A 23,208-nucleotide genomic window follows, 5' to 3' on the forward strand; every position below is an offset into this window, starting at 1 on the left:
CGAGGCTCTGCAATGGACATCAGGGATGCTGCCATTCTGATATCACAAGCCGCGCTTTGCCAACGGAATTGTTGACTCCCAAGACGAACGGCGCGCCCGATGTGACTGCCAATGACCAGTCAGTCGCGTTATGCGCCTGCAGCCAATGCCGACAAGTGCTTGAGGCGAACGGGATAAACTGCAAGCGCCTTTCTTTTCGCGAGCGATTTACCGATGAAACCGCCCTCGCCGTCCCGCGCCGACTTCCACCGTGAACATCAGGCACGTGCCACTGCCGAAGCCGAAAGGCTGCTCGCCGAGCGCGAACGCCTACAGGGTCGTTGGTTGAGCTGGGTGGCCGCCGAGCTGTATGCGATGAGCCCGCCGGCCTTCGCCAACATGGTGCGTCGCGAGCTGGAGCGGTTGGCCGGGTAGCCACCAGAGCCACCCGACGCTCAGGAGTTACATCTGCATCGCTTCGCCGTGCACGTCCATCGCCGCCTGGCGCAGCGCCTCGGATCGCGTCGGGTGCGGGTGGCAGGTCAGCGCGATGTCTTCGGCGGACGCCGAGAACTCCATGGCCACACAGTACTCGCCGATCATCTCGCTGACGCTCGGGCCGATCAGGTGCACGCCCAATACCTCGTCGGTGCGCTCGTCGGCGATGACCTTGGCGAAACCTTCGGTCTCGTGGTTGATCTTCGCCCGGCTGTTGGCGGTGAACGGGAACTTGCCGACCTTGTAGGCACGGCCCTCCTCCTTGAGTTGCTCTTCGCTCTTGCCGACGCTGGCGACTTCCGGCTTGGTGTAGATCACGCTGGGGATCAGGTCGTAGTTGACCTCGCCAGCCTTGCCGGCGATCTGCTCGATGCAGGCGATCGCCTCGTCTTCCGCCTTGTGCGCCAGCATCGCCCCGGAGGTGACATCGCCAATCACCCACACGCCGGGAACACCGGTGCGGTGTTTCTGGTTCGCGAGCATGCCGCGCTTGTCGGTCGCCAGACCGAGGCTCTCCAGCCCCAGGCCCTGGGTGTAGGGGCGGCGGCCGATGGCGACCAGCACGTAGTCGCAGGCCAGGGATTCCGCCGCGCCACCGCTGACCGGCTCGATGTCCAGGGTCACTCCGCTGGCCGAGGCCTTGGCGCCGGTGACCTTGGCGCTCAGCTTGAAGGTCATGCCCTGCTTGCTCAGCGAGCGCTGCAGGGCCTTGCCGGTTTCGCCATCGAGGCCGGGACAGATGCGGTCGAGGAATTCCACCACGGTGACCTGCGCGCCGAGGCGCCGCCACACCGAGCCCAGCTCGAGGCCGATCACTCCGGCGCCGATCACCACCAGGTGCTTGGGCACTTCGCCGAGCGCCAGCGCGCCGGTGGAATCGAGAATGCGCTGGTTGTCGATGGTCACCCCGGGCAGCGGGGTCGGTTCCGAGCCGGTGGCGATGACGATGTCCTTGGCCTGCAGCACCCGATCGCTGCCATCCGCGGCCTTGACCACCACCTTGCCCGGCCCGTCGATGCGGCCCCAGCCCTTGATCCACTCGGCCTTGTGCTTGCGAAACAGGAACTCGATGCCCTTGGTCAGACCGCTCACGCTGTCGGCCTTCTGTTTCATCATCTGCGCCAGGTTGAGCGTTGGCTTGACCTCGATGCCGAGGGTGGCGAACTCGCTGCCGCTGGCCGCCTCGTACAGCTCCGACGCATGCAGCAGCGCCTTGGACGGCATGCAGCCGACGTTCAGGCAGGTGCCACCGAGGGTTTCGCGGCCTTCCACGCAGGCCACCTTGAGCCCCAGCTGGCCGGCCTTGATGGCCGCGTTGTAGCCGCCCGGGCCACCGCCGATCACCACCACATCGTAATTACTCATGCTGATCCCCCCCTTTCGTATTGACTGGAAGGGATCAGCATAGGCAATCGGTTCGCCCTTGCCGGGGATTCAGCTGTCGAGCGTGCTCGGGGCGAGGAAGCGCTCGCGGTTGCTGCGCCACCAGGCCAGCATGGCGTCGCCGGGCATCGGTTTGGCGATGAAGTAACCCTGCGCCTCGCCACAACCGAGCTCGCGCAACAGCAGCCAATCGGCGCGGGTTTCCACGCCCTCGGCGACCACCCGCAGGTTTAGCTTGCGGGCGATGTCCAGGGCACTTTCCAGCAGGATGCGCAGGTGCGCGCTCTGGCTGGCGCCGTTAACGAACGCGCGGTCGACCTTGAGCTCCGAGCACGGCACGCGCGACAGCTGCAGCATGCAAGAGAAGCCGGTGCCGTAGTCGTCCACCGACAGGCCGAAGCCCTTCAAGCGCAGACGCGCCAGGGTGCCAAGGGTGGTGCTGAGGTCGGTCATGATCGCGCTTTCGGTGATTTCCAGAATCACGTAGCGCGGCGCGATATCACTGGCGGCAACCCGCTCGACGATCGCGTCGGCCAGTCGCGAATCGGCCAGCGAACGCGCCGAGACGTTGATCGAGAAGCTCAGCGGGTAACCGGCGTCGTGCCAGATCCGGCAGTGCTGCAGCGACATGTCGAGCATCTGCAGGGTCATTTCGGAAATGTACTGGCTGCGCTCGATCAGATCGATGAAACAGCCTGGCGCGAGCAGGCCGTGCTCGGGGTGCTGCCAGCGGATCAGCGCTTCCACGCCTTTCAGCGCGCCGTCGGCGAGGCACATCTTCGGCTGGAAGTAAGCGACGAACTCCTTGTTGCGCAGCGCCCGCGCCACCTCCTCCTCGCTCAGCTCGGGACCGGCCGGCTTGCCGTCGTGCTGTTCGGCGTGCTGGCGCACGGTGGAAAAGCGACTCAGGCTGGTCACCAGCTGGTCGCGCAGCAGCGGCTTCTGCAGCACGCCGAGCAGGTGCAGGCCGAGGCTCTTGCCCATGTTCTCGACCACGCTGAGCAGCACACTCTCGCGGGCGCTGGCGACGATCACCGCGGTATCCAGGCCGAGCCGCGCCAGCTCGTGGAGCACCTGCACGCCGTCCATGCCGGGCATTTCCAGGTCGAGGATGATCGCCTCGATGTCCTGGTTGGTCTTCAACTGCGCCACGGCATCGAAGCCGTCCACCGCCTGGAGGATGTCCTCCACGCCCAGGTCGCTGCACAGCTCGACGATGAATTGGCGCTGCACTTCGCTGTCGTCGATCACCAGCACATGTTTGGGTAGTCGATTCATTGATATCGCCCTCTCAGCGCCAGCTCATGATCAGTTGCGGAACATCGTCCAGAGAAATCACCTGATCGACGCCGCCCAATTTGATCGCTTCCTTCGGCATACCGAAGACCACGCAGCTCTCCTCGTCCTGGGCGAAGGTGCGCGCGCCGGCTTCGTGCATTTCCTTCAGACCGCGTGCGCCGTCGTCGCCCATGCCGGTCATGATCACCGCCAGCGCGTTACGCCCGGCTTGCAGCGCGGCGGAACGGAACAGCACGTCCACCGACGGCCGATGACGGCTGACCAGCGGACCGTCCTTGACCTCGACCACGTACTGCGCGCCGCTGCGTTTGATCAGCATGTGCTTGCCGCCCGGGGCGATCAGCGCCACGCCGGGAATCAGCCGGTCGCCACTCTGCGCCTCGCGCACTTCGATAGCGCACAGACCGTCGAGGCGCTGGGCGAAGCTGCGGGTGAACTTCTCCGGCATGTGCTGGACGATGGCGATGCCCGGAGCATTGACCGGCAGCGCCGAGAGCACGCTCTCCAGGGCCTGGGTGCCGCCGGTGGAGGTGCCGAGCACGACGATCTTCTCGGTGGTGCGCTGGTTGAGCAGGCTACCGCTCGGCGCCTCGAGCAGCGCATCGGCGCTCAGTTTGCGTTCCGGCTCGCGGGCCGCCGGCTGCGGACGCAAGCGCGCACCGGCGGCGGTACGGATCGCGCCGACCATTTCCTGAGCGCTGTCCTGGAGGAAGTCGCGCAGGCCCATGGTCGGCTTGGTGATCACCTCGACCGCACCGGCGGACAAGGCCTGCAGGGTGATGTCGGCGCCCTTCTCGGTCAGGCTCGAGCAGATCACCACTGGCGTCGGCCGGGTCGACATGATCTGGCGCAGGAAGGTGATGCCATCCATGCGCGGCATCTCGACGTCGAGAAGGATCACGTCCGGCCACACCCGCTGCATCTTCTGCAGGGCGATCAGCGGGTCCATCGCCGTGCCCACCACCTCGATGTCGCGGTGCGGGGCGAGCAGCTGCTGCATCACTTCACGCATCACCGCCGAGTCATCGACGATCATTACCTTGATGCTCATCCCGTTCTCCGCTCGTTGGCTGCGATCTGCAAGGCGCCGCCGCGGCGCACCCAGACCTCGCCGCTGCTCAGGTCGAAACGCAGGTAGCGGCAGCCTTCGCCGCCCAGGTCACGGTTGACCACCCGCATGCCGGCCTGCGCCATCAGGCTCTCGGCGAAGCGAATGTTCTGTTCACCCACCGCACTGTCGAGGCGCTCGTCCGCCGTCGACAGACTGCGTGCGCCGCCAAACAGCTTGGCTTCGGCCTCTTCGAGTACCAGCGCGTGGCGGCGCACCTGCTGCTTGAGCCACACCCAGGCCTCGCGGCCGTAGCGGCCATCGATCTCCCGGCTGTACTCAGGCACGCGCCGCTTGCCGGGCAGCAGGAAGTGGCAAATGCCGCCCTTGCGCGCCTGCGGAAACCACAGGGTGATCGCCACACAGGAGCCCAGCAGGGTTTCGACCAGGGTTTCCTCGCCGAAATACAGGTCGCCGGGATTGAGGAAGCATCTACCGGTCATCGCACCACCTTGCGGTAGATCGACGAGGTCACCAGTTCCAGCGGCAGGCCGGTGTCGTGCAGCGCCTCAGAATGGCCGACCATCAGCCAGCCGCCCGGTTTGATCCGCTCCAGCACGTTCTTCAGCACCTGCTGCTTGGTCGGCACGTCGAAATAGATCAGCACGTTGCGCAGCAGCACCACGTCGAACTGGCCGAGTTCCGGCGCCTGCTTGGTCAGGTTGCCGTGACGGAACTCGACCCGCTCGCGCAGCGCGCGCTCGACCAGGAAGTGCCCCTCGTAGCGGTCCTTGCCCTTCAGGCAGTAGCGCTTCAGGTAGTGCTGCGGAATCCGCTGGCCGCGGCCCATGATGTACAGCCCGCGCCGCGCGCTGGCCAGGACCTGCTGACTGATGTCGGTGCCGACCACGCTCCACGGATGATGCGGGCGCTCGCTGTCGAGCAGCATGGCCAGGGTGTAGGCCTCTTCACCGGAGGAACTGGCGGCGCTCCAGACACGGAAGTCGGCATTGCTCGGTACCGTCGGCAGGATCGCCTGCTGCAGGTAGTCGAAATGCTTCGGTTCGCGGAAGAAATAGGTCTCGTGGGTGGTGATCAGGTCGATCGCGATCTCCAGCTCCTCCGCCCCCGCCGGCGACACCAGGTGGCGGTGGTAGTCCTGGTAGCTGTCCATGCGCAGGGCCGCCAGGCGCTTGGCCAGGCGTCCGCAGATCAGCGGCTTCTTCACCGGCAGCAACTGGATGCCGACTTGCTCGTAGAACAGCCGTTGCAGCAGACGGAACTCGTGTTCGTTGAGTTCGATCTGCCGCTCCGAAGCCATCGCCATACCGTACGCCATGCCTGTGTCCTTATGCGCTCGCCAGATCGACCGCGCCAGCCAGTTGATCCAGCTCGTCCAGCGACAACATCTGCAGGATGTCGAGAGCGATCACGAAACGCTCGTTGAGCTTGAGAATCCCGGCGATGAATTCGGCGCGCACGCCGCTGCCCAGCGACGGCCGCTGTTCCAGCTGCTGACGCTCGATGCTCAGCACCTCGTTGACCGCGTCGACGATGATGCCGAGCAGTTTCGGTCCGTCCTCCTGCAGCATCTCGACGATGACGATGCAGGTACGTTTGCCAGTCGCCGTGCGCTCGCGGCCGAAGCGCACCGCCAGGTCGACCACCGGCACCACAGCACCACGCAGGTTGATTACCCCGCGCAGGAACGCCGGCATCAGCGGGATCTCGGTCAGTCCGCCGAACTCGATGATCTCGCGGATGTGCTCGATCGGCAGGGCAAACAGCTCGCTGCCTAGGGTCAGGGTGAGGAACTGCTGGGTCAGCGGCTTCTCGTCACGGATTCCGGTGCGGTTCACCGCAGCCAGCAGGGTCGTCATGGCAAGGCCCTTAGCATTGAGTAACCACGGTTACAGCGAAACAATCGGTGTGCGTATGCATTGACGCCGGCATCACGAGACCTGCGCCGCCATGCCGACCAGCTCGGTCAGCTCGTCGACCGACAGGGTCTGGCGAATATCGAGGACGATCACGAACTGCTCGTTCTGCTTGAGGATGCCGGCAATGAAGTCGGCGCGAATGCGCGCGCCGAACGCCGGGCGGCTCTCCAGCTGATGACCTTCCACCGCCAGTACTTCATTGACCGCGTCGACGATGATGCCGAGCAGCTGCAGGCCTTCGGCCTGCGGCACCTCGAGGATCACGATGCAGGTGCGCTTGCCGATCGCCGTGCGTTCGCGGCCGAAGCGCACGGACAGGTCGATGACCGGCACCACCGCCCCGCGCAGGTTGATCACCCCGCGCAGGAACGCCGGCATCAGCGGTATTTCGGTAAGCCCGCCAAACTCGATGATCTCGCGGATGTTCTCGATCGGCAGGGCGAACAGCTCGGCGCCCAGGGTCAGGGTGAGAAACTGCTGAGTCCGCGGCTGCTCCTGCTGGGCCGCCAGGCGGCCCTCAGCCGAAGCTGGCAAGGTCGTCATGGCAAGGCCTCCTAGAAGCGGGTGAACGCCGTTTCATCGACCGGCTCTTCGATCCGCACGCGCTTGACTGCGGCGACCGGCTTGCTCGGCATCGACTTGCGCGACGGCACATTCAGGTTGCTGTGCGCCACGCCGCCGGAGATGCGGAAGTACTGGATCATCTCCTGCAGCTGCACGGCCTGGCCGCTCATTTCCTCGGAGGTAGACGACAGCTCTTCGGACGCCGAAGCGTTCAGCTGGGTGGTCTGCGCCAGCTGGGTGACCGCCAGGTTGATCTGCTCCAGGCCGGAATTCTGCTCGCGCGACGCCGAAGAGATTTCCTGCACCAGGTCGGCGGTCTTGCGGATCGACGGCACCATCTGGTCGAGCAGCTGCCCGGCGCGCTCGGCCAGGGTCACACTGTCGCCGGCCACCGCGCCGATTTCCTGGGCGGCCACCTGGCTGCGTTCGGCCAGCTTGCGGACTTCCGCCGCGACCACCGCGAAGCCCTTGCCGTGATCGCCGGCACGTGCCGCTTCGATCGCCGCGTTGAGCGCCAGCAGGTTGGTCTGGTAGGCAATGTCGTCGATGATGCCGATCTTGCCGGCAATCTGGCGCATGGCGTTGACCATCTCGCGCACCGCGTCGCCGCCTTCGCCGGCGTCCTTCGACGACTGGCGCGCCATGTTGTCGGTGACCTTGGCGTTCTCGCTGTTCTGCGCCACGGTCGCGGCGATTTCTTCCACCGACGCGCTGGTCTCTTCGACGTTGGCGGCCTGCTCGGAGGCGTTCTGGCTCAGCGCCTGGGCGGACGCGGCGACCTGCTCGGAGGCCGAGGCCAGTGAGTCGGCAGTCATGCGCACGTCACCCATGATGGTGCGCAGCTTGGTGATCATCTGCTGCAGGCTGTACAGCATGCTGGTGCTGTCGCCGTGACGCAGCTGCATGTCCATGGTCAGGTCGCCGGCGGCTACGCGCTGCAGGGCGTCCATCGCTTCGGCCGGCTCGCCGCCGACCTGGCGCATGATCATGCGGGTCACCAGCAGACCGATGATGATGGCGAGGATGAAGCCGCCGACCATCAGGCTGATCATGAAGACGCTGATGCTGTGGGTGATCTCGGTCGACTCGCTGTTGACCTTCTGCGCGGTGTCGTCGTTGACCTTGATCAGCTCGGCCAGGGTTTCAGTCACCTGGCTGAACAGCGGACGCGCTTCCTCACGCAACACGCGCACCGCTTCGGCTTGCTGGCCAGCCAGCAGCAGGTCGGTGGCCTTCTTGGTCGCCGCCTTGTACGCCGGCAGCTGCTGGTCGTACTTCTCGATCAGACGCTTCTCGGCATCCACCAGCGAAGTGCCGCGATAGGCCGCGAAGGCATCATCGGCCAGACGCTCGGACTGACGGTTTTCTTCCAGCTGCTTGGCGATCTCGCCCGGCTCGTTGAGCACGGTGGCCACATAGATGCGGCGCGCGTACTGGATGGTCTCGGCCTGCACCTTGCCCAAGTCGCGGATCGGCACCAGCCGATCGACGAACATGCTGGTCATCATGCCGTCCACTTTCTTGATGTTGCTGATGCCGAAGGCACCCACCACCACCGATACCAAGGCCACCAGCACGAAGGTGATGGTCAGCTTGACGCCAAGCCGAAGATTCATGAACCACTGCATTTTTTTCTCCCACAAACTGTTGGAATTATCTTGCCGCTGGCGCCGCTCAAACCGTCTCGGAGACGAGTCGGGCCGGCACTTCGCTGACGGAACTGGCACGCTGGATCAAATGCGGTACATCGAGGATCAACGCGACGCTGCCGTCGCCGAGAATCGTGGAACCACTGAGCACTTTGTTCTGCGCGAAAATCTGTCCGAGCGGCTTGATCACCGCCTGGAATTCACCCACTAACTGATCGACCACCACCCCCGCGCGGCTCTGCCCGAACTGCAGCACCACCAGGCTCTCGCGCTGCCCGCCATTGGCCGCCAGGCCAAACAGCTCGCGCAGACGCACATAGGGCAGCGGCTCGCCGCGCAGACTGGCCAGGTCGTGCAGGTTGTCCTGCTCGCCGAGGTCAACGCACTCGACCACCTGGTCCAGCGGCAGCACGAAGGTCTCGTTGGCCACGCGCACCTGGAAGCCGTCGATGATCGCCAGGGTCAGCGGCAAGCGGATGCGCACCGTGGTGCCGTAACCGAATTCGCTGAGCACCTCGACCTCGCCACGCAGCTGCTCGATGTTGCGCCGCACCACGTCCATGCCCACGCCACGTCCGGACAGGTTGGTGATCTGCGCCGCGGTGGAGAAGCCCGGCTCGAAGATCAGGCGGAACACCTCGCTGTCGCTGAGCTGCTGCTCCGCCTGCACCAGACCCTTCTCGATGGCCTTGGCGAGAATCCGCTGGCGATCCAGGCCACGACCGTCGTCGCTGACTTCGATGACGATGCTGCCGGACTCGTGATAGGCGTTGAGGCGCAGCGTGCCACGCGCGGTCTTGCCGGCTGCGAGGCGCGCCTCGGACGGCTCGACACCGTGGTCCATGGCGTTGCGCACGATGTGCATCAGCGGGTCGGCGAGTTTTTCGACCATCGACTTGTCCAGCTCGGTGTCGGCACCGGTCACCAGCAGCTCGATGTCCTTGTTCAGCTCCTTGCTGATGTCGCGCACCACGCGCGGGAAGCGCTGGAACACTTCACCGATGGCGACCATGCGCAGCGACAGCGAGGCGTCGCGGATGTGTTCGACCAGGCTGGCGACGCCTTCGTTGGCCTCGGCCATCGCCGCCGTGTCGCCCTGGCGCAGCGCCAGGCCGGCCGCGGCGCCGGCGATCACCAACTCGCCGACCAGGTTGATCAACTGATCGAGCTTGCCGACTTCGACCTTGATGAACACCTGCTCGTGGACGCGCTTGTCTTCCGCCTGCTTCTGCTTGTGCAGCGCCGCCGAGACCACCGGCGGCGCGACCAACTGCTCTTCGACCAACAGGGTGCCCAGCGGCGGCGCCGGTTGCGGCGCGGCGCTCTGCCGCTCGAGCACGCGCTGCAGCTCGTGGGCGGTCAGTGCACCGCTGCGCACGAGAATCTCGCCAAGGCGCGCCGGGGCTTCCGGCAGGCTGCTGATCAGCTCGATGTAGGCCTCGATGGCACTGTGCGGCGGCAGGATCAGCAGCTGCGCATCCTCACGGATGAACTCAAAGGCTTCCTCGATGGTTTGCTTGCTGGCGTCGGACTCCAGTTCGATCTCGAAGCCGAGATAGCTGCTTTCCGCGTCGAACTCGGCGGCCGCGGGAATCCGCTCGGTCAGCGTGTGCACATAGGCGATGCGCCCCAGCTTGCCGAGGTAGCGCAGGAACGACAGCGGGTCCATGCCGTTGCGTAGCACGTCGGCGTTCGGGCGCAGCGAGATGTGCCACAGCTCACTGCTCACCGCCTCGCCTTCCAGCACGTCGACGCGACCGCTGGCCTGCACCTGCGGCATCAACGCCGCCGGCGCCGGCTCAACGACCGGCGCCTGCTCCAGGTATTCGTTCAGCTGGCTGAGCAGATGGGCGCGCAGACCGGCGTTCGGCTCGATCGCCTCGCTGCCGTCCTCGATCGCCGCCAGCAGGCTGCCCAGGTAGTCGCCGCAGGTCAGCAGCAGCGACAGCATCGGCCCGTCCAGCGTCTGCTCGCCGTTGCGCACCTCGTCCAGCAGGCTTTCCATCACATGGGTGAAGTCGACCAGCGACTGCAGGCCGAACAAGCCGGCCGAGCCCTTGATGGTGTGCGCGGCGCGGAAGATCGCGTTGACCCGGTCGGCGTCGCAGCCGTCAGTTTCGATTTCCAGCAGCGCGTCTTCCATCGCCGCCAGCAGTTCGCGGCCCTCCTGCACCAGGGCGCCGCGGGCTTGATCCAGGTTCATGCGCGACCTCCGCCGGCGTTCGAGGGAATCACCAGGGGGTCGCCCAGTTCGGCGACCAGATTGAGCAGGTCGAGCACCTCGCGCACGCTGGCTGAGTGCTGGACGAAGGCCAGGTTCTTGCCCTGGCGCTGCGCTTCGCGCTTGAGCAGAAGGAGGATCTGCACACCGGTGCTGTCGAAATCCTCCACCGCGGCCAGGTCGATATCCAGTTGCTGATGGTCGGCCAACAGCCCGACCAGCTCGTCTTTGAGCTGCGCCGCGCTGTAGATGTTGAATTCACCCACCACTTCGAAGAAGCGGCGGCCCGCTTCTTCGCGGCTGTTGATTGTGGCCATCGCTCAGTTCTTCACGGCAGGATCAGCTTGGAAACGGCATCCAGCAGCACCGGCGGCTGGAACGGCTTGACCACCCAGGCGCGCACACCGGCGGCCTTGCCTTCGGCCTTCTTCGCCTCGCCGGCTTCGGTGGTCAGCATGATCACCGGGGTGAACTTGTAGGCCGGCAGCTGCTTGGCCGATTTGACGAAGGTGATGCCGTCCATGTTCGGCATGTTCACGTCGGAAACGATCAGGTTGATCTTGCGACCATCCAGTTTGCTCAGCGCATCACGGCCATCGGAGGCCTCCAGCACGTCGTAGCCCGCGCTTTTCAGCGCAATGCCGACGACCTGTCGAAAGCTCGCCGAGTCGTCCACTACCAGCACGGTCTTGCCCATAGCCTTGATTCCTGTTTGAACGCAAAGAAGATCAGAAGAAGATCAGAAGAAGGTCACCGAGGACTGCTGCACGCCCGACGAACTCTGGCCGGAGTGCACCCGCTGCTGCTCCAGGGTGGTGTAGCTGGCCTCGAGCACCTGCAGCCATTCGCGGCTGGATGGCACGCTGCCCTGCCCCAGGCTGGCCTGCAGGCGCTGCATGTCGGCGGTGACGTGGGAGATGATCTGGCTGACGCGGTCCTGGAACTGCAGGTCGACCAGCACCGCGTTGATCGAGTGTTCGACCTCACGGCTGTTGCCCTGCAGCAGTTCCAGGCGCTGCTCGAGCTGGGCCACGCCGCTGGCCAGATCGCCCAGCACGTTGCCGACGATCTGCTCGGCCTCGCTCAGCTTGCTCTGGTTGAGGGTGTCCATCTGCTCGGCGCGGGTCACCATCGACTCCATCGAGCGACCCATGACCTGCACCTTCTCGGTGATCTTGGCGCCGGTGCCGCCCGACATGGTCGACAGCTTGCGCACCTCGTCGGCCACCACCGAGAAGCCGCGCCCGGATTCACCGGCACGGGCCGCTTCGATGGCTGCGTTGAGCGCCAGCAGGTTGGTCTGCGCGGCGATCTTCGCCACGTCTTCGGCCATGCCGTGCAATTCGGTGACGAAGCCGCTCAGCTCGCGGATTTCGTTAAGGAAGCATTCGCGCTCGGTGCGCGTGTCATCGAGCATCTTCACCGCGCGCGGCAGCTCGACCTGCGCGGTGCGCAGCACTTCGAAGGTGCCCATGCCGCCCTGCGCGGCGCCCAGGTCGAGGACCTCGCGCATCTGCTGGCTCATGCCGAGGAATTTCTCGGTCAGGCCATTGGTGGCATCGCCGGTTTGCCCGTTGACCAGTTCGATGTGCCGGCCCCACAGGGGCAGTACCGCCTCAAGCAGGCCACGCAGCGCGTGCTGATCGGCCTGCAGCTGCGCCAACTGCGTTTCGTCGTCGAAACTGCGGCTCGGCTGCTCCGCGCCGCGTAGCTGACTGACGAACAGTCCCAGCCAGACCAACAGCACCGCAGCGGCCAGCACGCCCTGCCACCAGACGGCGGCCAGCGCGATACACAGCACGGGGATCAACAGCAGACCGGTGAGCAACCAGCCGCGGGGAACCTGGGGCACCAGGTGCGAACTACCATCCATAAGCGTCTCTCCGTACTACGTGGAGCAAGGCAAACCACTTGATTCTGCAGGCGGATGCGTCGCGCTCCGCCGCCCGGACACGGCTCCACGCCACGCGCGAGGCGTGCGAGGAATCCGTCACAAAATGTATCGACCAGGGAGCTGTGGACTTGAGCGCTGCGAGTAGCAGCCTTTTGCCATCATAGCCAAGGATTGGCGCCGCACCAATCCGGAAAATTCGCCGAGCAAGCAGGTAGTTTTACCTAGCCCACTGAAGCAAAGGACTCAGTCGTCCAGGCCAATGATTCCGCGGCGCAGGGCATAACGCACCAAGCCGGGCAGGTCGCGGACGTTCAGGCGATCCATGAGCTGCGCGCGGTGAGTGTCGACGGTCTTGACGCTGAGCTCGAGGAGCTGGGCGATCTCCTTGTTGCTCTTGCCCTTGGCCAGCCAGTACAGCACTTCGCGCTGGCGCGCCGACAGCTCGTCGGCCGGCGCGGCCTGCGTCTGGGCGCTGGCGGCCTCGACCACCTGACTGGCGACCCGCGGGCTCAGGTAGCAGTGCCCGTCGAGCACCGCCTGCAGGGCGAGGGACAGCTCGACCACCGCGGCATCCTTGAGCAGGTAGCCGGAGGCGCCCTTCTGCATCGCTTGCAGCACGTAGTCGCGGGTATCGTGCATCGACAGGAGGATCACCGGCAGCCTGGGCCAACGCGCGCGTACCAGGGTCAACGCCTCGAGCCCGGAACAGCGGCGCATGGTCAGATCGAGCAGCAGCACGTCGGGAGTATGCCGTTCAAGCAGGTCGACGACCTGATCGCCGTCATTGCCTTCCGCCACCACTTGATAACCCGCGTCCATCAGTAACGAACGAATCCCGGCTCTGACCAGCTCGTGATCGTCCACCAACACAACCCTTCCGGGCATCTTCGACGTCCTCAACATTGCCACCACAACCCGGCCACGCAGCGCCCGGCCTTCGTTCGGTCGCGCATGCTGCTTGAAGGCAAGTTGTCTGACAACACGTTTTTCGGGGGGGGCGTAGAAACGGCCGAACTGCCCTCAGCAAGGAGGACCTTTCCTGCCGCCGAAGCGGCGTGTGACGTGGCCTTGAGGCGAAGATGGGTCTAGTTGGTCAGACCGGGCGGGGTGTCGGTCAGGCTGTCCGCCAGACCTTCCAGTTCGGCGCGGGCGACGGCGCGCTGGTCGAGCTTGATGCGCGCGGCTTCCGGCAGGTCGGTGAAGCTGATCACGCCGCGCTCGACCAGCAGGTTCACGACGTCTTCGAGCACGCGCACCATTTCCAGATCGGACTGCTGGAGCAGGTCGAGCTTGCTGTTGACTTCCAGCCTGGCATTGATCCACGCATCGAGCTCTTCGCTCTGCACCGCCAGCGTGTCGTTCATGCCGTCGAAAGGTTCTTTTTCCACCCTCAACAACCTACCCTGCCCATCGCGCTGTACATAAACCATGTGTTCTCGCCTTTCAGTCAATGCTGGTGTACTGAGCGGGTGGTCCCTGCCAGCAGCAAGTCCGGTGCTGTCCGAACGCACCAAACACGTGCAGCTTTAAGGCATCAGGCGAGGTTTCGTCAAGAAAGCAGACTCACAACCGCGAATCGACTGATGTTCGCCTGGGCGACCACCGTCTGGGTCACCGCGGCGTAGCTGGAACCGCTGTCGCGCATCAGATTGAACACTGAGCTGGCGTACTCCGCCGCCCATTGCTGCTCGTTCTGCTCGGCCTGGCGAGCCAGGAACTCGCGGATTTCCTCTTGCCGATGGCCCAGTTGCTCGCGCAGCGACGCGATCTTGTCCAACGCGTTGATCACGTTGTCGAGCATCCGCCGCAGTTCGCGCTGGTTGTCCACCTGCGCCTCGGCCGGCAGTTTGACCAGCTGCTCCTCGTCGCTCTGCACCCGGGTTGCCTGGCCGTGCGGGAACAGCTTGCCCTCGCCCTGCACCGCCAACTGACCCTTGAGCTGCTGCCAGTCGCTCTCCCGCGCGGAGAACTTCAGCGTGCCGCCCTGCTCCAGTTCGGCACGGATGCCGGCCTGTCCGAGACTCGCGTTGAAGCGGCGCAGGATCTGCTGCTCGCTCATCTGTTCGTCGAGCACCACCGCCGCTGGCTCGGCCAGCTTGCGACCGCCGCTGAACAGCAGGGTTTCCTTGCCGGCGCGCTGCACGTCGCTGATCGACTCCAGGCCCTGCAGGGTGAAGCGCGCTCGCACCGGCTCGTGCAGGCGCAGCTTGAGCGTGGCGTCGAGCGAATTGCCGGAGCGTTCGGCGCGCTCGGCGAGCATCTGGTTGGCGTCCTTGATCTGCTGCTTGAGCCCTTGCCGATCGACGCCCTGGGCGCTGCTCAGCTCGCGGCCGAGGCTCAGCTTGAGCTGCCCGAGGCGGTCAGCCAGTTCGCCGAGGTAGCTTTCGGCGGACTGCATGGAGCTCAGCTGCTGGTTCAGCTGGATATTGAAGCTGGCGCTCTTGCCGGCGCTGCGTTCGCTCGGTGCGGCCTGCGGCACCGGGGCACGCGCAGCCTTGCGAGTGCGCGCGACCTGGGTGTCGTTCTGCGTCTGCCGGCGCTCCTGCGGTTCGATCGCACTGACTGCCGGGAACTGATTGTCGACCTTCATGAACGCGGCTCCTTACAGCAGGCTGAACAGCGACAGGTCGTTGATCTTCAGGTAGGTCTTCTGCGTCGCCTGCAAAGCCAGCTGATAGTTGTTCAGATCGATGGTCGCGCCGGCGTAATCCAGCTGCGAAAGCTCGCCGGAAATCTTCTGGTTGACCAGCGACACCTCGTCGTTGCTGTTGGTCAGCAGGGTCAGGGTGTTCTGCCGGCCGCCGAGTTCGGTGATCGCGCCGAGCACGCCACCGTGGCTGGCGTCGAGGCTGTCGAGGGTATCGACGATCTGCTGGCGCACCGCCGGATCGCCGACGTTCAGCGCCGGGTCCTTGAGGGTGGCGACCAGGCCGTGCAGGCGGTTGAGCATGTCGACGCCAGGGCCGAACACCTCGGACACGGTGACGTTCTCGTCGACCAGCACACCGTTGGCCACCGCTGCCTGACGATGCTTGTCGTTGCCGGTCGCCGTGTAAGTGCCACTGACGCCGTCGTAGGTCAGCGCCGGCGTGTCGCTGAGGGTGCCGGAGAACAGGTAGCGGCCTTCCTCGTCGCGCACGTTGGCGAAGCTGAGGATGGTCTTCTCGATGTTTTCCAGCTCGCCGGCCATCGCCGAAAGGTCTTCGCTGGCGTTGGTGCCGTTGGCCGCCCACAGCAGCAGGTCGCGCACGTTGAGCATCGAGTCGGACATCGACTGCAGGTTGGCTTCCTGGGTCGACAGGCTGCTGGAGACGTTGGCGATGTTGCTGCGGTACTGGGTCAGGCTGGCTTCTTCGCGCTGCACGCGCAGCACCCGCACGCTGGCGATCGGGTCGTCGGAGGGCAGCATCATGCGCTGCCCGGTGGCCATCTGCTGCATCAACTTGCCCAGCTCCGCCGAGTTGCTGTTCATCGAGTTGTGCATCATGGCGGTGATCTGTGCGTTGGTAATCCGCATGCTAGTCCGTCCCCGTTAATTCGCTGTTAGAGCCTGTTCAACGCCTGCTGTGCGTCGGCCATTCCGCGTTGAAATCGAGCTCAGAATGCTCATTTACAGCCGTAAACTGCGCTTCTTCGCTCGACTTCGCCTTGCCTGGCTCTAGCTCGCAAGACTTTGAACTGCCTCTTGGCGCTGGCCGTGCCGGTCCGCTCAGAAGGCGGCCAGCATCTCGTCGAACATCTGGTTAGCTGTGCTGATGACTTTCATGTTGGCCTGGTAGGCCTGCTGGTAGGTCATCAGGTTGACCGCCTCCTCGTCCAGGCTCACCGCGCTGACGCTGTCGCGCTGCGCCTGGGCCTGGTTGGTGACGGTGGTGGCGGTCTTCAGGTCGGCCTGGTTCTGCCGGCTGGTGCTGGCGACCTGGCCGAGCAGGCCGGCGTAGGCGTCGTTGACCGTAGTCTGGCTGCCGCCGACGGTGATGCTCTGGCCCTTCAGGTCGAGCAGGTCGAGCAGCACCTCGTTGTTGCCGGTCTCCCCGGCCACCGAGGAAAAGCCCAGATCCTCGGGCTTGAGCGCATTCACCGCGAGCATGCCGGTGGTGCTGCTGGCGGTGTAGGTGAACAGCGGCTGGCCCGGATTGCCGGCCAGGTCGAAGCCGGTTACCAGCACGTCGTTGACCATCTGCGCGAACTGCTCGGCCATCTCGTGCAAGGCGCCCTGTGCCGGGCGCAGCGAGTTGTACTCGCTGTCATAAAGGCCGCCCAGCGAACCGCCGAAGCCGTCCTGCTTGAGCGGAAAACTGGTACCGGCGAAGGTCAGCGACAGCACCTGCTCGCCATTGGCATCCACCGCCAGCTGCAATTGACCGGCCGACGGACCGGCCACCAGCGGCTGCCCGTTGGCCAGCGCGACGCTCACCGAGCCGTCCGGCACTTCGTTGATGCGCAGCGCGGCGTACTGGCTGAGCTGGGCGATCAGGCTCTCGCGGTGGTCGCGCAGCGCGGTGCTGTCGCCCTTGACCGACTCGGTTTCGGTGATCTGCCGGTTCAACTCGGCGATGTTGGCCGACAAGCCGTTGATCTCGGCGACCATCGCACCGCGCTGCTCGTGCAGCGCATCGAGCTGCGCCTGGATGTTGCCGTTGAGGCCGTTGAAACGCTGGCTGAGGTTGCGCGCTTCGCTGACAATCTGCTGGCGCAACGCGACCGAGCCCGGCGTGGCGCTGGCTTCGCTGACCGCGGCGAAGAAGCGATCGAGACCGACGCTGATGCTCGAGCCGTCGCCGGACATCAGCCCTTCCAGGGCGGTCAGGTACTGCTGCGAGCTGGAGTAGTAGTTCTGCTCGGTACTGGCGCGCCACAGCTGCTGATTCTGGAACTCGTTGGACAGCCGCCGGATGCTGGTTACCTGCACCCCGCCGCCGGCGCTCAACGCACCGGTGCCGGCCAGCGACGTCGTCACCGTGTTCAGCCGGCTGAAGCCCGGCGTGTTGACGTTGGCGATGTTCTGCCCGGTGGTGGACAGCGCGATCTGGGCGGCATGTACGCCGCTGTAGCCGATCTGGCTGAGGATGCTCACGAAACCGTCTCCTTGCGCTCAATCCGGATCGGCTGGGCAAACGCCGCCGAACGGGACTGATGGGTGCCGCCAAGCGCGGCCATGGGTGTTCTCTCTTGCAAGGCGACCGTCGCGGCCGGCGACTTAAATGGCACATCGCCAACAGTCGCGCGACTGGCGCTCAGCGCGGCGGCCTCGACCTTCGGCGCCGCTTCGAGCGGCTGCGCCGCCGGCGCACTGGCCTGCGGCAGCGCGCGGAGAATGCGCCGGGTGTAGTCGCGCGTTTCCTGGAATGGAATGCGCTCGATCCACTCGCCGACGCCGACCTGGCCGCTGCGCGGGTCGCCGTTCTGCTGCAGCCATTCGTCGACCCGCGCCGGACCAGCGTTGTAGGCGGCCAGGGCGAGCGCCGGGTGCTGGTCGTAGCGATCCAGCATCTTGCCCAGGTAGGCGGTGCCGAGGCGCTTGTTGTAGGCGGCGTCAGTGGTCAGGCGCGCCTCGTCGTAGGCGATACCGAGATCGGCGGCGACTTCCCGCGCGGTGTCCGGCATCAGCTGCATCAGGCCGCGCGCGCCCTTGGCCGAAACCACGTCGAACCGGCCACTGGACTCCTGCTGGATCACGCTGTCGACCAGCGCCTGGAAATTCGCGCTGCCGCGCTGCCAGACCTCGCCAAGGCGATCGACGCCGCGCTGCCAGGCGCTGACCAGCGGACTCAGCACGCTCATCGACGGACGCTGCGGCAGCTCCGCCTCGCGCGCGCCGGCGCTGGCGCGCTCCAGCTCGTCGGGCTGCGCACCGCCACCACCGAGCTGCTTGACCAGTAGGTCGGCGATGCCGGTCTGCTTCTTGCCGGCCAGGTTCTCGGCGAGCACTTCGTCGTAGAAGTCGCGCATGGTGTCCGACTCGCGGCTGCGCAGCGGGCTACCGGCGCCCAGCACGTCACTGGCCTTGCGCATCTGCTTGAGGATCTGCTGCAGGAACAGCGCCTCGAACTGTTCGGCGGCGACTTCCAGCTGGCCGCGCTGCGCCGTGGCGGGCGCCTCGCCGGCATTGCGACGGGCATCGAGGTGCTGACTCAGGGACACGATGCTCATCAGATCACGACCAGTTCTGCGTTCAGGGCACCGGCCTGTTCCAGCGCCTGGAGGATGCTCATCACGTCATCCGGGGTGGCGCCGAGGCTGTTCACGGTGGCGATGATGCTTTCCAGGCTGGTGCCTTCCGGCCACTTGAACATCGGTTTCTTTTCCTGGCTGACATTCACGTCGGACTGCGGGGTGACCACGGTCTGCCCGCGAGCGAAGGCGTTCGGCTGGCTGACCTGCGGGTTCTCGCTGATGGTCACGGTCAACGTGCCGTGCGACACCGCTGCCGCCTTGACCCGCACGCCCTGGCCGACCACCACGGTGCCGGTGCGGCTGTTGAACACCACCTTCGGTCGGCTGCGGCCTTCCTGCACCTCGACCGCTTCGAGCATGGCCATGAAGCTCATGCGCTGGGTGCTGCTGATCGGCGCGCGCAGCGCCACCTTGGTGGCATTCAGCGCGGTGGCGGTACCGGAGCCGAAGCGCGCGTTGACCGCATCGACCACCCGGCTGACGGTCTGGAAGCTCGGCTCGCGGACATTCAGGAAGACTTCCGGTCGCGCGGTGAAATCGCTGGGAATTTCGCGCTCGACGCTCGCGCCGTTGGCGATGCGCCCGGTGTTGGCGCTGTTGATCGCCACGCTGGAGCCGCTCTGCCCCTGGGCATTGAGGCCGCCGACCACCAGGTTGCCCTGGGCCAGCGCGTAGACCTCGCCGTCCACGCCGTGCAGCGGGGTCATCAGCAGCAGACCGCCGCGCAGACTCTTGGCGTCGCCCAGCGCCGCCACGGTGACGTCGATGGTCTGCCCCGGCCCGTAGTTCGGCGGCACGCTGGCGGTGACGCTCACCGCGGCGACGTTCTTCAGCTTCGGATCGATGTTCTCCGGCAGGTTCACGCCGAATTGCTTGATCATGTTGGTGACCGACTGGCTGGTGAACTTCACCTGGTTCTTGTCACCGGTACCGTCGAGGCCGACCACCAGGCCGTAGCCGATCAGTTGGTTGCCGCGCACGCCCTCGACGTCGACCAGGTCCATCAGCGGCACGGCGCGCGACAGCAAAGGCCAGCACAGGCCGGCGGCCAGCAAGGCAATTTTCAGAGACACACGCATGATTGACCTGGCGCTCACATCGGGAAGATCGGGTGGGTGAAGAAGCGCGTCAGCCAGCCGGCCGAGTTGCTGTCGTTGAGCACGCCGCGGCCGGCGTAGGAAATCTGCGCGTTGGCAATGTTCTGCGACGACACCTGGTTGTTGCGGTTGATGTCATCCATGCGCACCAGCCCGGTGAGGCGGATGAACTCGTCGCCCTGGTTGAGGCGCAGCGATTTCTCGCCCTTGACCAGCAACGTGCCGTTGGGCAGCACCTTGTGCACGGTGACCGCAATCGAGCCGCGCAGGGTGTTCTGCTGCGAGCTCTTCGCCGAACCGTCGAAGTCGCGCTCGGCGCTGGCCGAGGTGTTCAGCCGGTCGTATTCCTTGTTGAGGATGGTCGGAATCGGCACTTCGATGCTGCTGCTCTTGCCGAAGCTGGTGCCGGCGCTCTTGCTCGACTGGGTCGACTCCTGCAGCACGATGGTGAGGATGTCGCCGACCCGCACCGCGCGCTTGTCCTGCACCAGCGAGCCGCCGTAGCCGCTGCGGAACAGGCCGCCGGAGGTGGTCGGCGGCAGGCTGTAGTCGAGCTCCAGCGGCTGGTACTGGCTGGAATCGTCGTCCGGCAGCATCTCGTTGAAGCTCTGGCAGCCGGTGAGCAGCGCCAACAGGGCCAGCAGGATCAGGGTGCGCATCGGCTCAGCCTCAAACGGTCTGGTTGAGGAACTGCTGCATGCCGGACGCGGCGTCCAGCACCTTGGCGTTGGCCTCGTAGGCGCGCTGGATGGCGATCATGTTGACCATCGCCTCGACCACCTGCACGTTGGAGCCTTCCAGCACACCCTGCTTCAGGGTGCCCAGGCCCTCTTCGCCCGGTACGCCCTCGGTCGGCTCGCCGCTGGCCACGGTTTCCTTGTACAGGTTGCCGCCGAGGGCCTCGAGGCCGGCCGGGTTGACGAAGTTGACCAGGGTGATCTGGCCCAGCTCGCTCGGCGCGGTCTCGCCCGGCAGCACCACGGTGACGGTACCGTCGCTGCCCACGGTGAAGCGGCTGCTGCCTTCCGGCACCTGGATGTTCGGTTGCAGCGGCAGGCCCTGGGCGTTGACCACCACGCCTTCGGCGTTGAGCTGCAGCTGGCCGCTCTCGGTATAGAAGGTCTGGCCATCCGGCGATTCGACCTGGAAGAAGCCGCGCCCGATGATCGCCAGGTCCATCGGCTGGCCGGTGGTCTGCATGCTGCCTTCGGTGAACACCTTCTGCGTGCCGGCGACGCGCACGCCGCTGCCGAGCTGGATGCCCGACGGCACGGTGTTGACCTGATCGGCCTGGGCGCCCGGCTGCAGTTCGATGGAATAGAACAGGTCCTCGAACACCACGCGGTCGCTCTTGAAGCCGGTGGTGTTGACGTTGGCCAGGTTGTTGGCCACCGCAGCCATCGCGGTGTCCTGCGCGGCCAGGCCGGTCTTGCTTACCCAAAGTGCGGAGCTCATGGAGATCCCTCGTTCAACTGGTGGCCCGTCGAGGCCGGAATGTATGGTTCATGGCGCGAGGCGGATTGCCGCCCCCGGTCAGCCGCGAATCAGCCGATTGCCGCTGTCGGACAGGTCCTCGGCGGCCTTCATCATCTTCACCTGGGTCTCGAACAGCCGATTGAGGCTCATGGTCGCCACCAACTGGTCGATGGCCTGCACGTTGCTCGCCTCGAGGTAACCGGAGACCAGCCGCACGCCCTCGCTGGCCTCGGCTGGCTGGCCGTTCTTGGTAGTCAGCAGGCCGTCCTGCTGCTTGGTCAGCTCGTTGGCCGGCACGTCGACCAGCTTGATGCGCCCGACTTCGGCCATCAGGTAATCGCCGCGCGGGATCACCGAGACGGTGCCGTCGTTGCCGATGTTCAGGCTGTCGTACTCCGGCAGCACCAGCGGACCGTTCTCGCCGACCACCGGACGACCGCCGATGGTCAGGCGCAGGTCGGCATCGACCTGCACACTGCCGTGGCGGGTGTAGCGCTCACCGTCGGCGCCTTCCACGGCAATCAGACCGGGGCCCTGGATGGCGAAGTCGAGGTCGCGGCCGGTGGCCATCAACTGCCCCGGGGTCAGGCTCACGCCGTTGTCGTCGACCCGCGCCAGATGGCGGCTGTCATAGCCGTAGCCGGCGACGTTGACCGCCTCGGCCTGCTCGAGGTCAGCGCGAAAGCCCGGAGTGTTGACGTTGGCCAGGTTGTTGGCGCGCACCGCCAGCGAGGTCATGGTGCGGCTGGCGGCGGTCATCGCGGTGTATCCCAAACGGTCCATGGCTCAACCTCAGATCGCGCTGAACAGCACTTGGGTGAGTTCTTTGTCGGTGGACAGCACCTTGGTGTTGGCCTGGTAGTTGCGCTGGCCTTCCATCAGGCCGACCAGTTGCTGGGTCAGGTCGACGTTGGAGCTCTCCAGCGCACCAGCACTCAGCTCGCCGAACGCGCCCACGCCAGGTACGCCGATCAGCGCCGCGCCGGACTCGGAGGTCTCGCTCCAGGCGGTGCCGCTCTCGTTGCGCAGGCCGCCGGCGTTGACGAAGTTGGCCAGGGCTACCTGGCCCTGCAGCATGCGCTGGCCGTTGCTGTAGTTGGCGTAGATCATGCCGTCCTTCTCCACCGACAGACCGGTCTGCTCGCCGGCCGCATAGCCGCTGGCGCGGTTGCTGGTGACCACGAAGTCGGAGCCGTACTGGCTGCTGCCGGTGTAGTCGATGGCGACGCTCATCGGGTCGACGCCCGCCAGCGGGAAGCCCACGGTAACCGGCGCGACCGGGCCGGTCAGCGTGCCGTTGGTGGCGAAGGTCAGGTTCTGCGGTGCGCCGACGGCGCCGCCATCGGCGTAGTAGTGGGCGGTCCAGGCGTTGGCGCCGGTCTTGACGAAGTACTGGGTCAAGGTGTGTTCCTTGCCCTGCGAGTCGAAGACTTTGGTGGTGTAGGTCGAGTTGTAGGTGTTGACGTTGGCCGGGTCGAACGGCGCCACGGTCGGCACGGTCTGGTTGGAATCCAGGTTGGCGACGAACGCCAGGGTGTCGGTGGCCTTGGCCGGCAGGTTGGTCGAGCTCAGCTTGAGGTCGCCGAGGTTACCCACCAGCAGGTTGCCGCCGGCGTCCACCGGGTAGCCCTGCAGGCGCTGGCCGGCGGCGTTGACGATATTGTTGTCGCGGTCGGCGCCGAACACCCCGGCGCGGGTGTAGCCCTGCTCGCCGTTGGTGCTGCGGGTGACGAAGAAGCCACCGCCGGAGATCGCCAGGTCGAGGCTGCGCCCGGTCGACACCAGGGCACCGCCCTGACTGATGCTCTGGGTCTTGCCGAGCACTTCGACGCCCATCGCCTGGCTGTCGGCATAGACGCTGCCGAACTCGGTGCGCGACGACTTGAAGCCGGTGGTGCCGGCGTTGGCGATGTTGTTGCTGATGGTGTTGAGCTGGTCGTTGACCGCGGTCAGGCCGGTCAGGGCGATATTGAAACTCATGGG

General features: G+C 65.6%; 24 protein-coding genes. 1 reads left to right on the forward strand and 23 read right to left on the reverse strand.

The annotated features are described in order from the left end of the window. The first annotated feature begins 213 nt into the window (after positions 1-213). Positions 214-414, forward strand: a complete 201-nt coding sequence (locus JQX08_RS00120) for a hypothetical protein (RefSeq protein ID WP_204913822.1) — start codon at positions 214-216, stop codon at positions 412-414. A gap of 27 nt (positions 415-441) precedes the next feature. Here the strand turns inward: JQX08_RS00120 and lpdA are convergent, their stop codons facing one another. The 23 genes from lpdA to flgE all read right to left on the reverse strand — a co-directional run bounded on the left by lpdA (position 442) and on the right by flgE (position 23,205). After that, a complete protein-coding gene (gene lpdA, locus JQX08_RS00125) occupies positions 442-1,842 on the reverse strand; it encodes a dihydrolipoyl dehydrogenase (RefSeq protein ID WP_204913823.1) in 1,401 nt (466 codons plus the stop codon). Between the two features lie 69 nt (positions 1,843-1,911). Then, positions 1,912-3,138 (reverse strand): EAL domain-containing response regulator, encoded by a 1,227-nt coding sequence (locus tag JQX08_RS00130; RefSeq protein ID WP_204913824.1) that lies wholly within the window; start codon positions 3,136-3,138, stop codon positions 1,912-1,914. 13 nt (positions 3,139-3,151) lie between these two features. Continuing rightward, positions 3,152-4,210: a protein-glutamate methylesterase/protein-glutamine glutaminase gene (locus tag JQX08_RS00135; RefSeq protein WP_204913826.1), complete on the reverse strand. Its 1,059-nt coding sequence runs from the start codon at positions 4,208-4,210 to the stop codon at positions 3,152-3,154. After that, positions 4,207-4,710 (reverse strand): chemotaxis protein CheD, encoded by a 504-nt coding sequence (locus JQX08_RS00140; protein WP_204913828.1) that lies wholly within the window; start codon positions 4,708-4,710, stop codon positions 4,207-4,209. The genes JQX08_RS00135 and JQX08_RS00140 overlap by 4 nt, the downstream gene beginning before the upstream one ends. Beyond that, a complete protein-coding gene (locus tag JQX08_RS00145) occupies positions 4,707-5,546 on the reverse strand; it encodes a CheR family methyltransferase (protein ID WP_239481936.1) in 840 nt (279 codons plus the stop codon). Before JQX08_RS00145 ends, JQX08_RS00140 begins: the two co-directional genes overlap by 4 nt. A gap of 10 nt (positions 5,547-5,556) precedes the next feature. Continuing rightward, positions 5,557-6,087: a chemotaxis protein CheW gene (locus JQX08_RS00150; protein ID WP_204913831.1), complete on the reverse strand. Its 531-nt coding sequence runs from the start codon at positions 6,085-6,087 to the stop codon at positions 5,557-5,559. Between the two features lie 72 nt (positions 6,088-6,159). Beyond that, complete coding sequence (locus JQX08_RS00155) at positions 6,160-6,690, reverse strand: chemotaxis protein CheW (protein ID WP_204913833.1); 531 nt, start codon at positions 6,688-6,690, stop codon at positions 6,160-6,162. Positions 6,691-6,701: 11 nt separating this feature from the next. Beyond that, complete coding sequence (locus tag JQX08_RS00160) at positions 6,702-8,327, reverse strand: methyl-accepting chemotaxis protein (protein ID WP_239481937.1); 1,626 nt, start codon at positions 8,325-8,327, stop codon at positions 6,702-6,704. Between the two features lie 58 nt (positions 8,328-8,385). Beyond that, on the reverse strand, positions 8,386-10,563 hold the full coding sequence (locus tag JQX08_RS00165) for a chemotaxis protein CheA (RefSeq protein ID WP_204913835.1): 2,178 nt from the start codon (positions 10,561-10,563) through the stop codon (positions 8,386-8,388). Continuing rightward, positions 10,560-10,898 (reverse strand): STAS domain-containing protein, encoded by a 339-nt coding sequence (locus tag JQX08_RS00170; RefSeq protein ID WP_204913836.1) that lies wholly within the window; start codon positions 10,896-10,898, stop codon positions 10,560-10,562. Before JQX08_RS00170 ends, JQX08_RS00165 begins: the two co-directional genes overlap by 4 nt. 11 nt (positions 10,899-10,909) lie before the next feature. Beyond that, the gene (locus tag JQX08_RS00175; RefSeq protein ID WP_204913837.1) at positions 10,910-11,278 is read right to left on the reverse strand and encodes a response regulator; all 369 of its coding nucleotides are present in this window, start codon (positions 11,276-11,278) and stop codon (positions 10,910-10,912) included. Positions 11,279-11,320: 42 nt separating this feature from the next. After that, positions 11,321-12,454, reverse strand: a complete 1,134-nt coding sequence (locus JQX08_RS22400; protein ID WP_346727562.1) for a methyl-accepting chemotaxis protein — start codon at positions 12,452-12,454, stop codon at positions 11,321-11,323. Between the two features lie 264 nt (positions 12,455-12,718). Beyond that, on the reverse strand, positions 12,719-13,360 hold the full coding sequence (locus JQX08_RS00185; RefSeq protein ID WP_204913838.1) for a response regulator: 642 nt from the start codon (positions 13,358-13,360) through the stop codon (positions 12,719-12,721). Between the two features lie 200 nt (positions 13,361-13,560). After that, positions 13,561-13,905, reverse strand: coding sequence for a tryptophan synthase subunit beta (locus tag JQX08_RS00190; RefSeq protein ID WP_204913840.1), 345 nt, complete (start codon positions 13,903-13,905; stop codon positions 13,561-13,563). A gap of 119 nt (positions 13,906-14,024) precedes the next feature. Then, positions 14,025-15,065, reverse strand: coding sequence for a hypothetical protein (locus JQX08_RS00195; protein ID WP_204913841.1), 1,041 nt, complete (start codon positions 15,063-15,065; stop codon positions 14,025-14,027). Between the two features lie 12 nt (positions 15,066-15,077). Further along, a complete protein-coding gene (flgL, locus tag JQX08_RS00200; protein WP_204913842.1) occupies positions 15,078-15,992 on the reverse strand; it encodes a flagellar hook-associated protein FlgL in 915 nt (304 codons plus the stop codon). A 192-nt stretch (positions 15,993-16,184) separates the two neighbouring features. After that, the gene (gene flgK / locus JQX08_RS00205; RefSeq protein WP_204913843.1) at positions 16,185-17,552 is read right to left on the reverse strand and encodes a flagellar hook-associated protein FlgK; all 1,368 of its coding nucleotides are present in this window, start codon (positions 17,550-17,552) and stop codon (positions 16,185-16,187) included. After that, entirely contained in the window at positions 17,549-18,628 is a 1,080-nt protein-coding gene (locus JQX08_RS00210) for a transglycosylase SLT domain-containing protein (RefSeq protein WP_204913844.1), read from the reverse strand. Before JQX08_RS00210 ends, flgK begins: the two co-directional genes overlap by 4 nt. Further along, positions 18,628-19,731: a flagellar basal body P-ring protein FlgI gene (locus JQX08_RS00215; RefSeq protein ID WP_204913845.1), complete on the reverse strand. Its 1,104-nt coding sequence runs from the start codon at positions 19,729-19,731 to the stop codon at positions 18,628-18,630. The genes JQX08_RS00210 and JQX08_RS00215 overlap by 1 nt, the downstream gene beginning before the upstream one ends. Before the next feature lie 14 nt (positions 19,732-19,745). Continuing rightward, positions 19,746-20,408, reverse strand: coding sequence for a flagellar basal body L-ring protein FlgH (gene flgH / locus JQX08_RS00220; RefSeq protein WP_204913846.1), 663 nt, complete (start codon positions 20,406-20,408; stop codon positions 19,746-19,748). Positions 20,409-20,418: 10 nt separating this feature from the next. Then, positions 20,419-21,204 carry a flagellar basal-body rod protein FlgG gene (gene flgG / locus JQX08_RS00225; protein WP_204913847.1) on the reverse strand — a complete coding sequence of 262 codons (786 nt, stop codon included), beginning with the start codon at positions 21,202-21,204 and terminating at the stop codon, positions 20,419-20,421. 78 nt (positions 21,205-21,282) lie between these two features. Beyond that, positions 21,283-22,008, reverse strand: coding sequence for a flagellar basal body rod protein FlgF (locus JQX08_RS00230; RefSeq protein WP_204913848.1), 726 nt, complete (start codon positions 22,006-22,008; stop codon positions 21,283-21,285). Between the two features lie 9 nt (positions 22,009-22,017). Continuing rightward, positions 22,018-23,205 carry a flagellar hook protein FlgE gene (gene flgE / locus JQX08_RS00235; protein ID WP_204913849.1) on the reverse strand — a complete coding sequence of 396 codons (1,188 nt, stop codon included), beginning with the start codon at positions 23,203-23,205 and terminating at the stop codon, positions 22,018-22,020. Between the last annotated feature and the right edge of the window lie 3 nt (positions 23,206-23,208).

Origin of the sequence: Zestomonas insulae, assembly GCF_016901015.1 — a bacterium.
Lineage (GTDB): Bacteria > Pseudomonadota > Gammaproteobacteria > Pseudomonadales > Pseudomonadaceae > Aquipseudomonas > Aquipseudomonas insulae.

Coding starts and splice junctions, on each gene's coding strand:
- JQX08_RS00120 (WP_204913822.1), top strand. CDS start 214: ATGAAACCGCCCTCGCCGTCCCGCGCCGACTTCCACCGTGAACATCAG.
- flgE (WP_204913849.1), bottom strand. CDS start 23,205: ATGAGTTTCAATATCGCCCTGACCGGCCTGACCGCGGTCAACGACCAG.
- JQX08_RS00210 (WP_204913844.1), bottom strand. CDS start 18,628: ATGAGCATCGTGTCCCTGAGTCAGCACCTCGATGCCCGTCGCAATGCC.
- JQX08_RS00145 (WP_239481936.1), bottom strand. CDS start 5,546: ATGGCGTACGGTATGGCGATGGCTTCGGAGCGGCAGATCGAACTCAAC.
- JQX08_RS00165 (WP_204913835.1), bottom strand. CDS start 10,563: ATGAACCTGGATCAAGCCCGCGGCGCCCTGGTGCAGGAGGGCCGCGAA.
- JQX08_RS00190 (WP_204913840.1), bottom strand. CDS start 13,905: ATGGTTTATGTACAGCGCGATGGGCAGGGTAGGTTGTTGAGGGTGGAA.
- JQX08_RS00185 (WP_204913838.1), bottom strand. CDS start 13,360: ATGCCCGGAAGGGTTGTGTTGGTGGACGATCACGAGCTGGTCAGAGCC.
- JQX08_RS00155 (WP_204913833.1), bottom strand. CDS start 6,690: ATGACGACCTTGCCAGCTTCGGCTGAGGGCCGCCTGGCGGCCCAGCAG.
- JQX08_RS00130 (WP_204913824.1), bottom strand. CDS start 3,138: ATGAATCGACTACCCAAACATGTGCTGGTGATCGACGACAGCGAAGTG.
- flgG (WP_204913847.1), bottom strand. CDS start 21,204: ATGAGCTCCGCACTTTGGGTAAGCAAGACCGGCCTGGCCGCGCAGGAC.
- JQX08_RS00175 (WP_204913837.1), bottom strand. CDS start 11,278: ATGGGCAAGACCGTGCTGGTAGTGGACGACTCGGCGAGCTTTCGACAG.
- JQX08_RS00140 (WP_204913828.1), bottom strand. CDS start 4,710: ATGACCGGTAGATGCTTCCTCAATCCCGGCGACCTGTATTTCGGCGAG.
- JQX08_RS00230 (WP_204913848.1), bottom strand. CDS start 22,008: ATGGACCGTTTGGGATACACCGCGATGACCGCCGCCAGCCGCACCATG.
- JQX08_RS00170 (WP_204913836.1), bottom strand. CDS start 10,898: ATGGCCACAATCAACAGCCGCGAAGAAGCGGGCCGCCGCTTCTTCGAA.
- flgH (WP_204913846.1), bottom strand. CDS start 20,408: ATGCGCACCCTGATCCTGCTGGCCCTGTTGGCGCTGCTCACCGGCTGC.
- lpdA (WP_204913823.1), bottom strand. CDS start 1,842: ATGAGTAATTACGATGTGGTGGTGATCGGCGGTGGCCCGGGCGGCTAC.
- JQX08_RS00195 (WP_204913841.1), bottom strand. CDS start 15,065: ATGAAGGTCGACAATCAGTTCCCGGCAGTCAGTGCGATCGAACCGCAG.
- JQX08_RS00150 (WP_204913831.1), bottom strand. CDS start 6,087: ATGACGACCCTGCTGGCTGCGGTGAACCGCACCGGAATCCGTGACGAG.
- JQX08_RS00215 (WP_204913845.1), bottom strand. CDS start 19,731: ATGCGTGTGTCTCTGAAAATTGCCTTGCTGGCCGCCGGCCTGTGCTGG.
- flgL (WP_204913842.1), bottom strand. CDS start 15,992: ATGCGGATTACCAACGCACAGATCACCGCCATGATGCACAACTCGATG.
- JQX08_RS22400 (WP_346727562.1), bottom strand. CDS start 12,454: ATGGATGGTAGTTCGCACCTGGTGCCCCAGGTTCCCCGCGGCTGGTTG.
- JQX08_RS00135 (WP_204913826.1), bottom strand. CDS start 4,210: ATGAGCATCAAGGTAATGATCGTCGATGACTCGGCGGTGATGCGTGAA.
- JQX08_RS00160 (WP_239481937.1), bottom strand. CDS start 8,327: ATGAATCTTCGGCTTGGCGTCAAGCTGACCATCACCTTCGTGCTGGTG.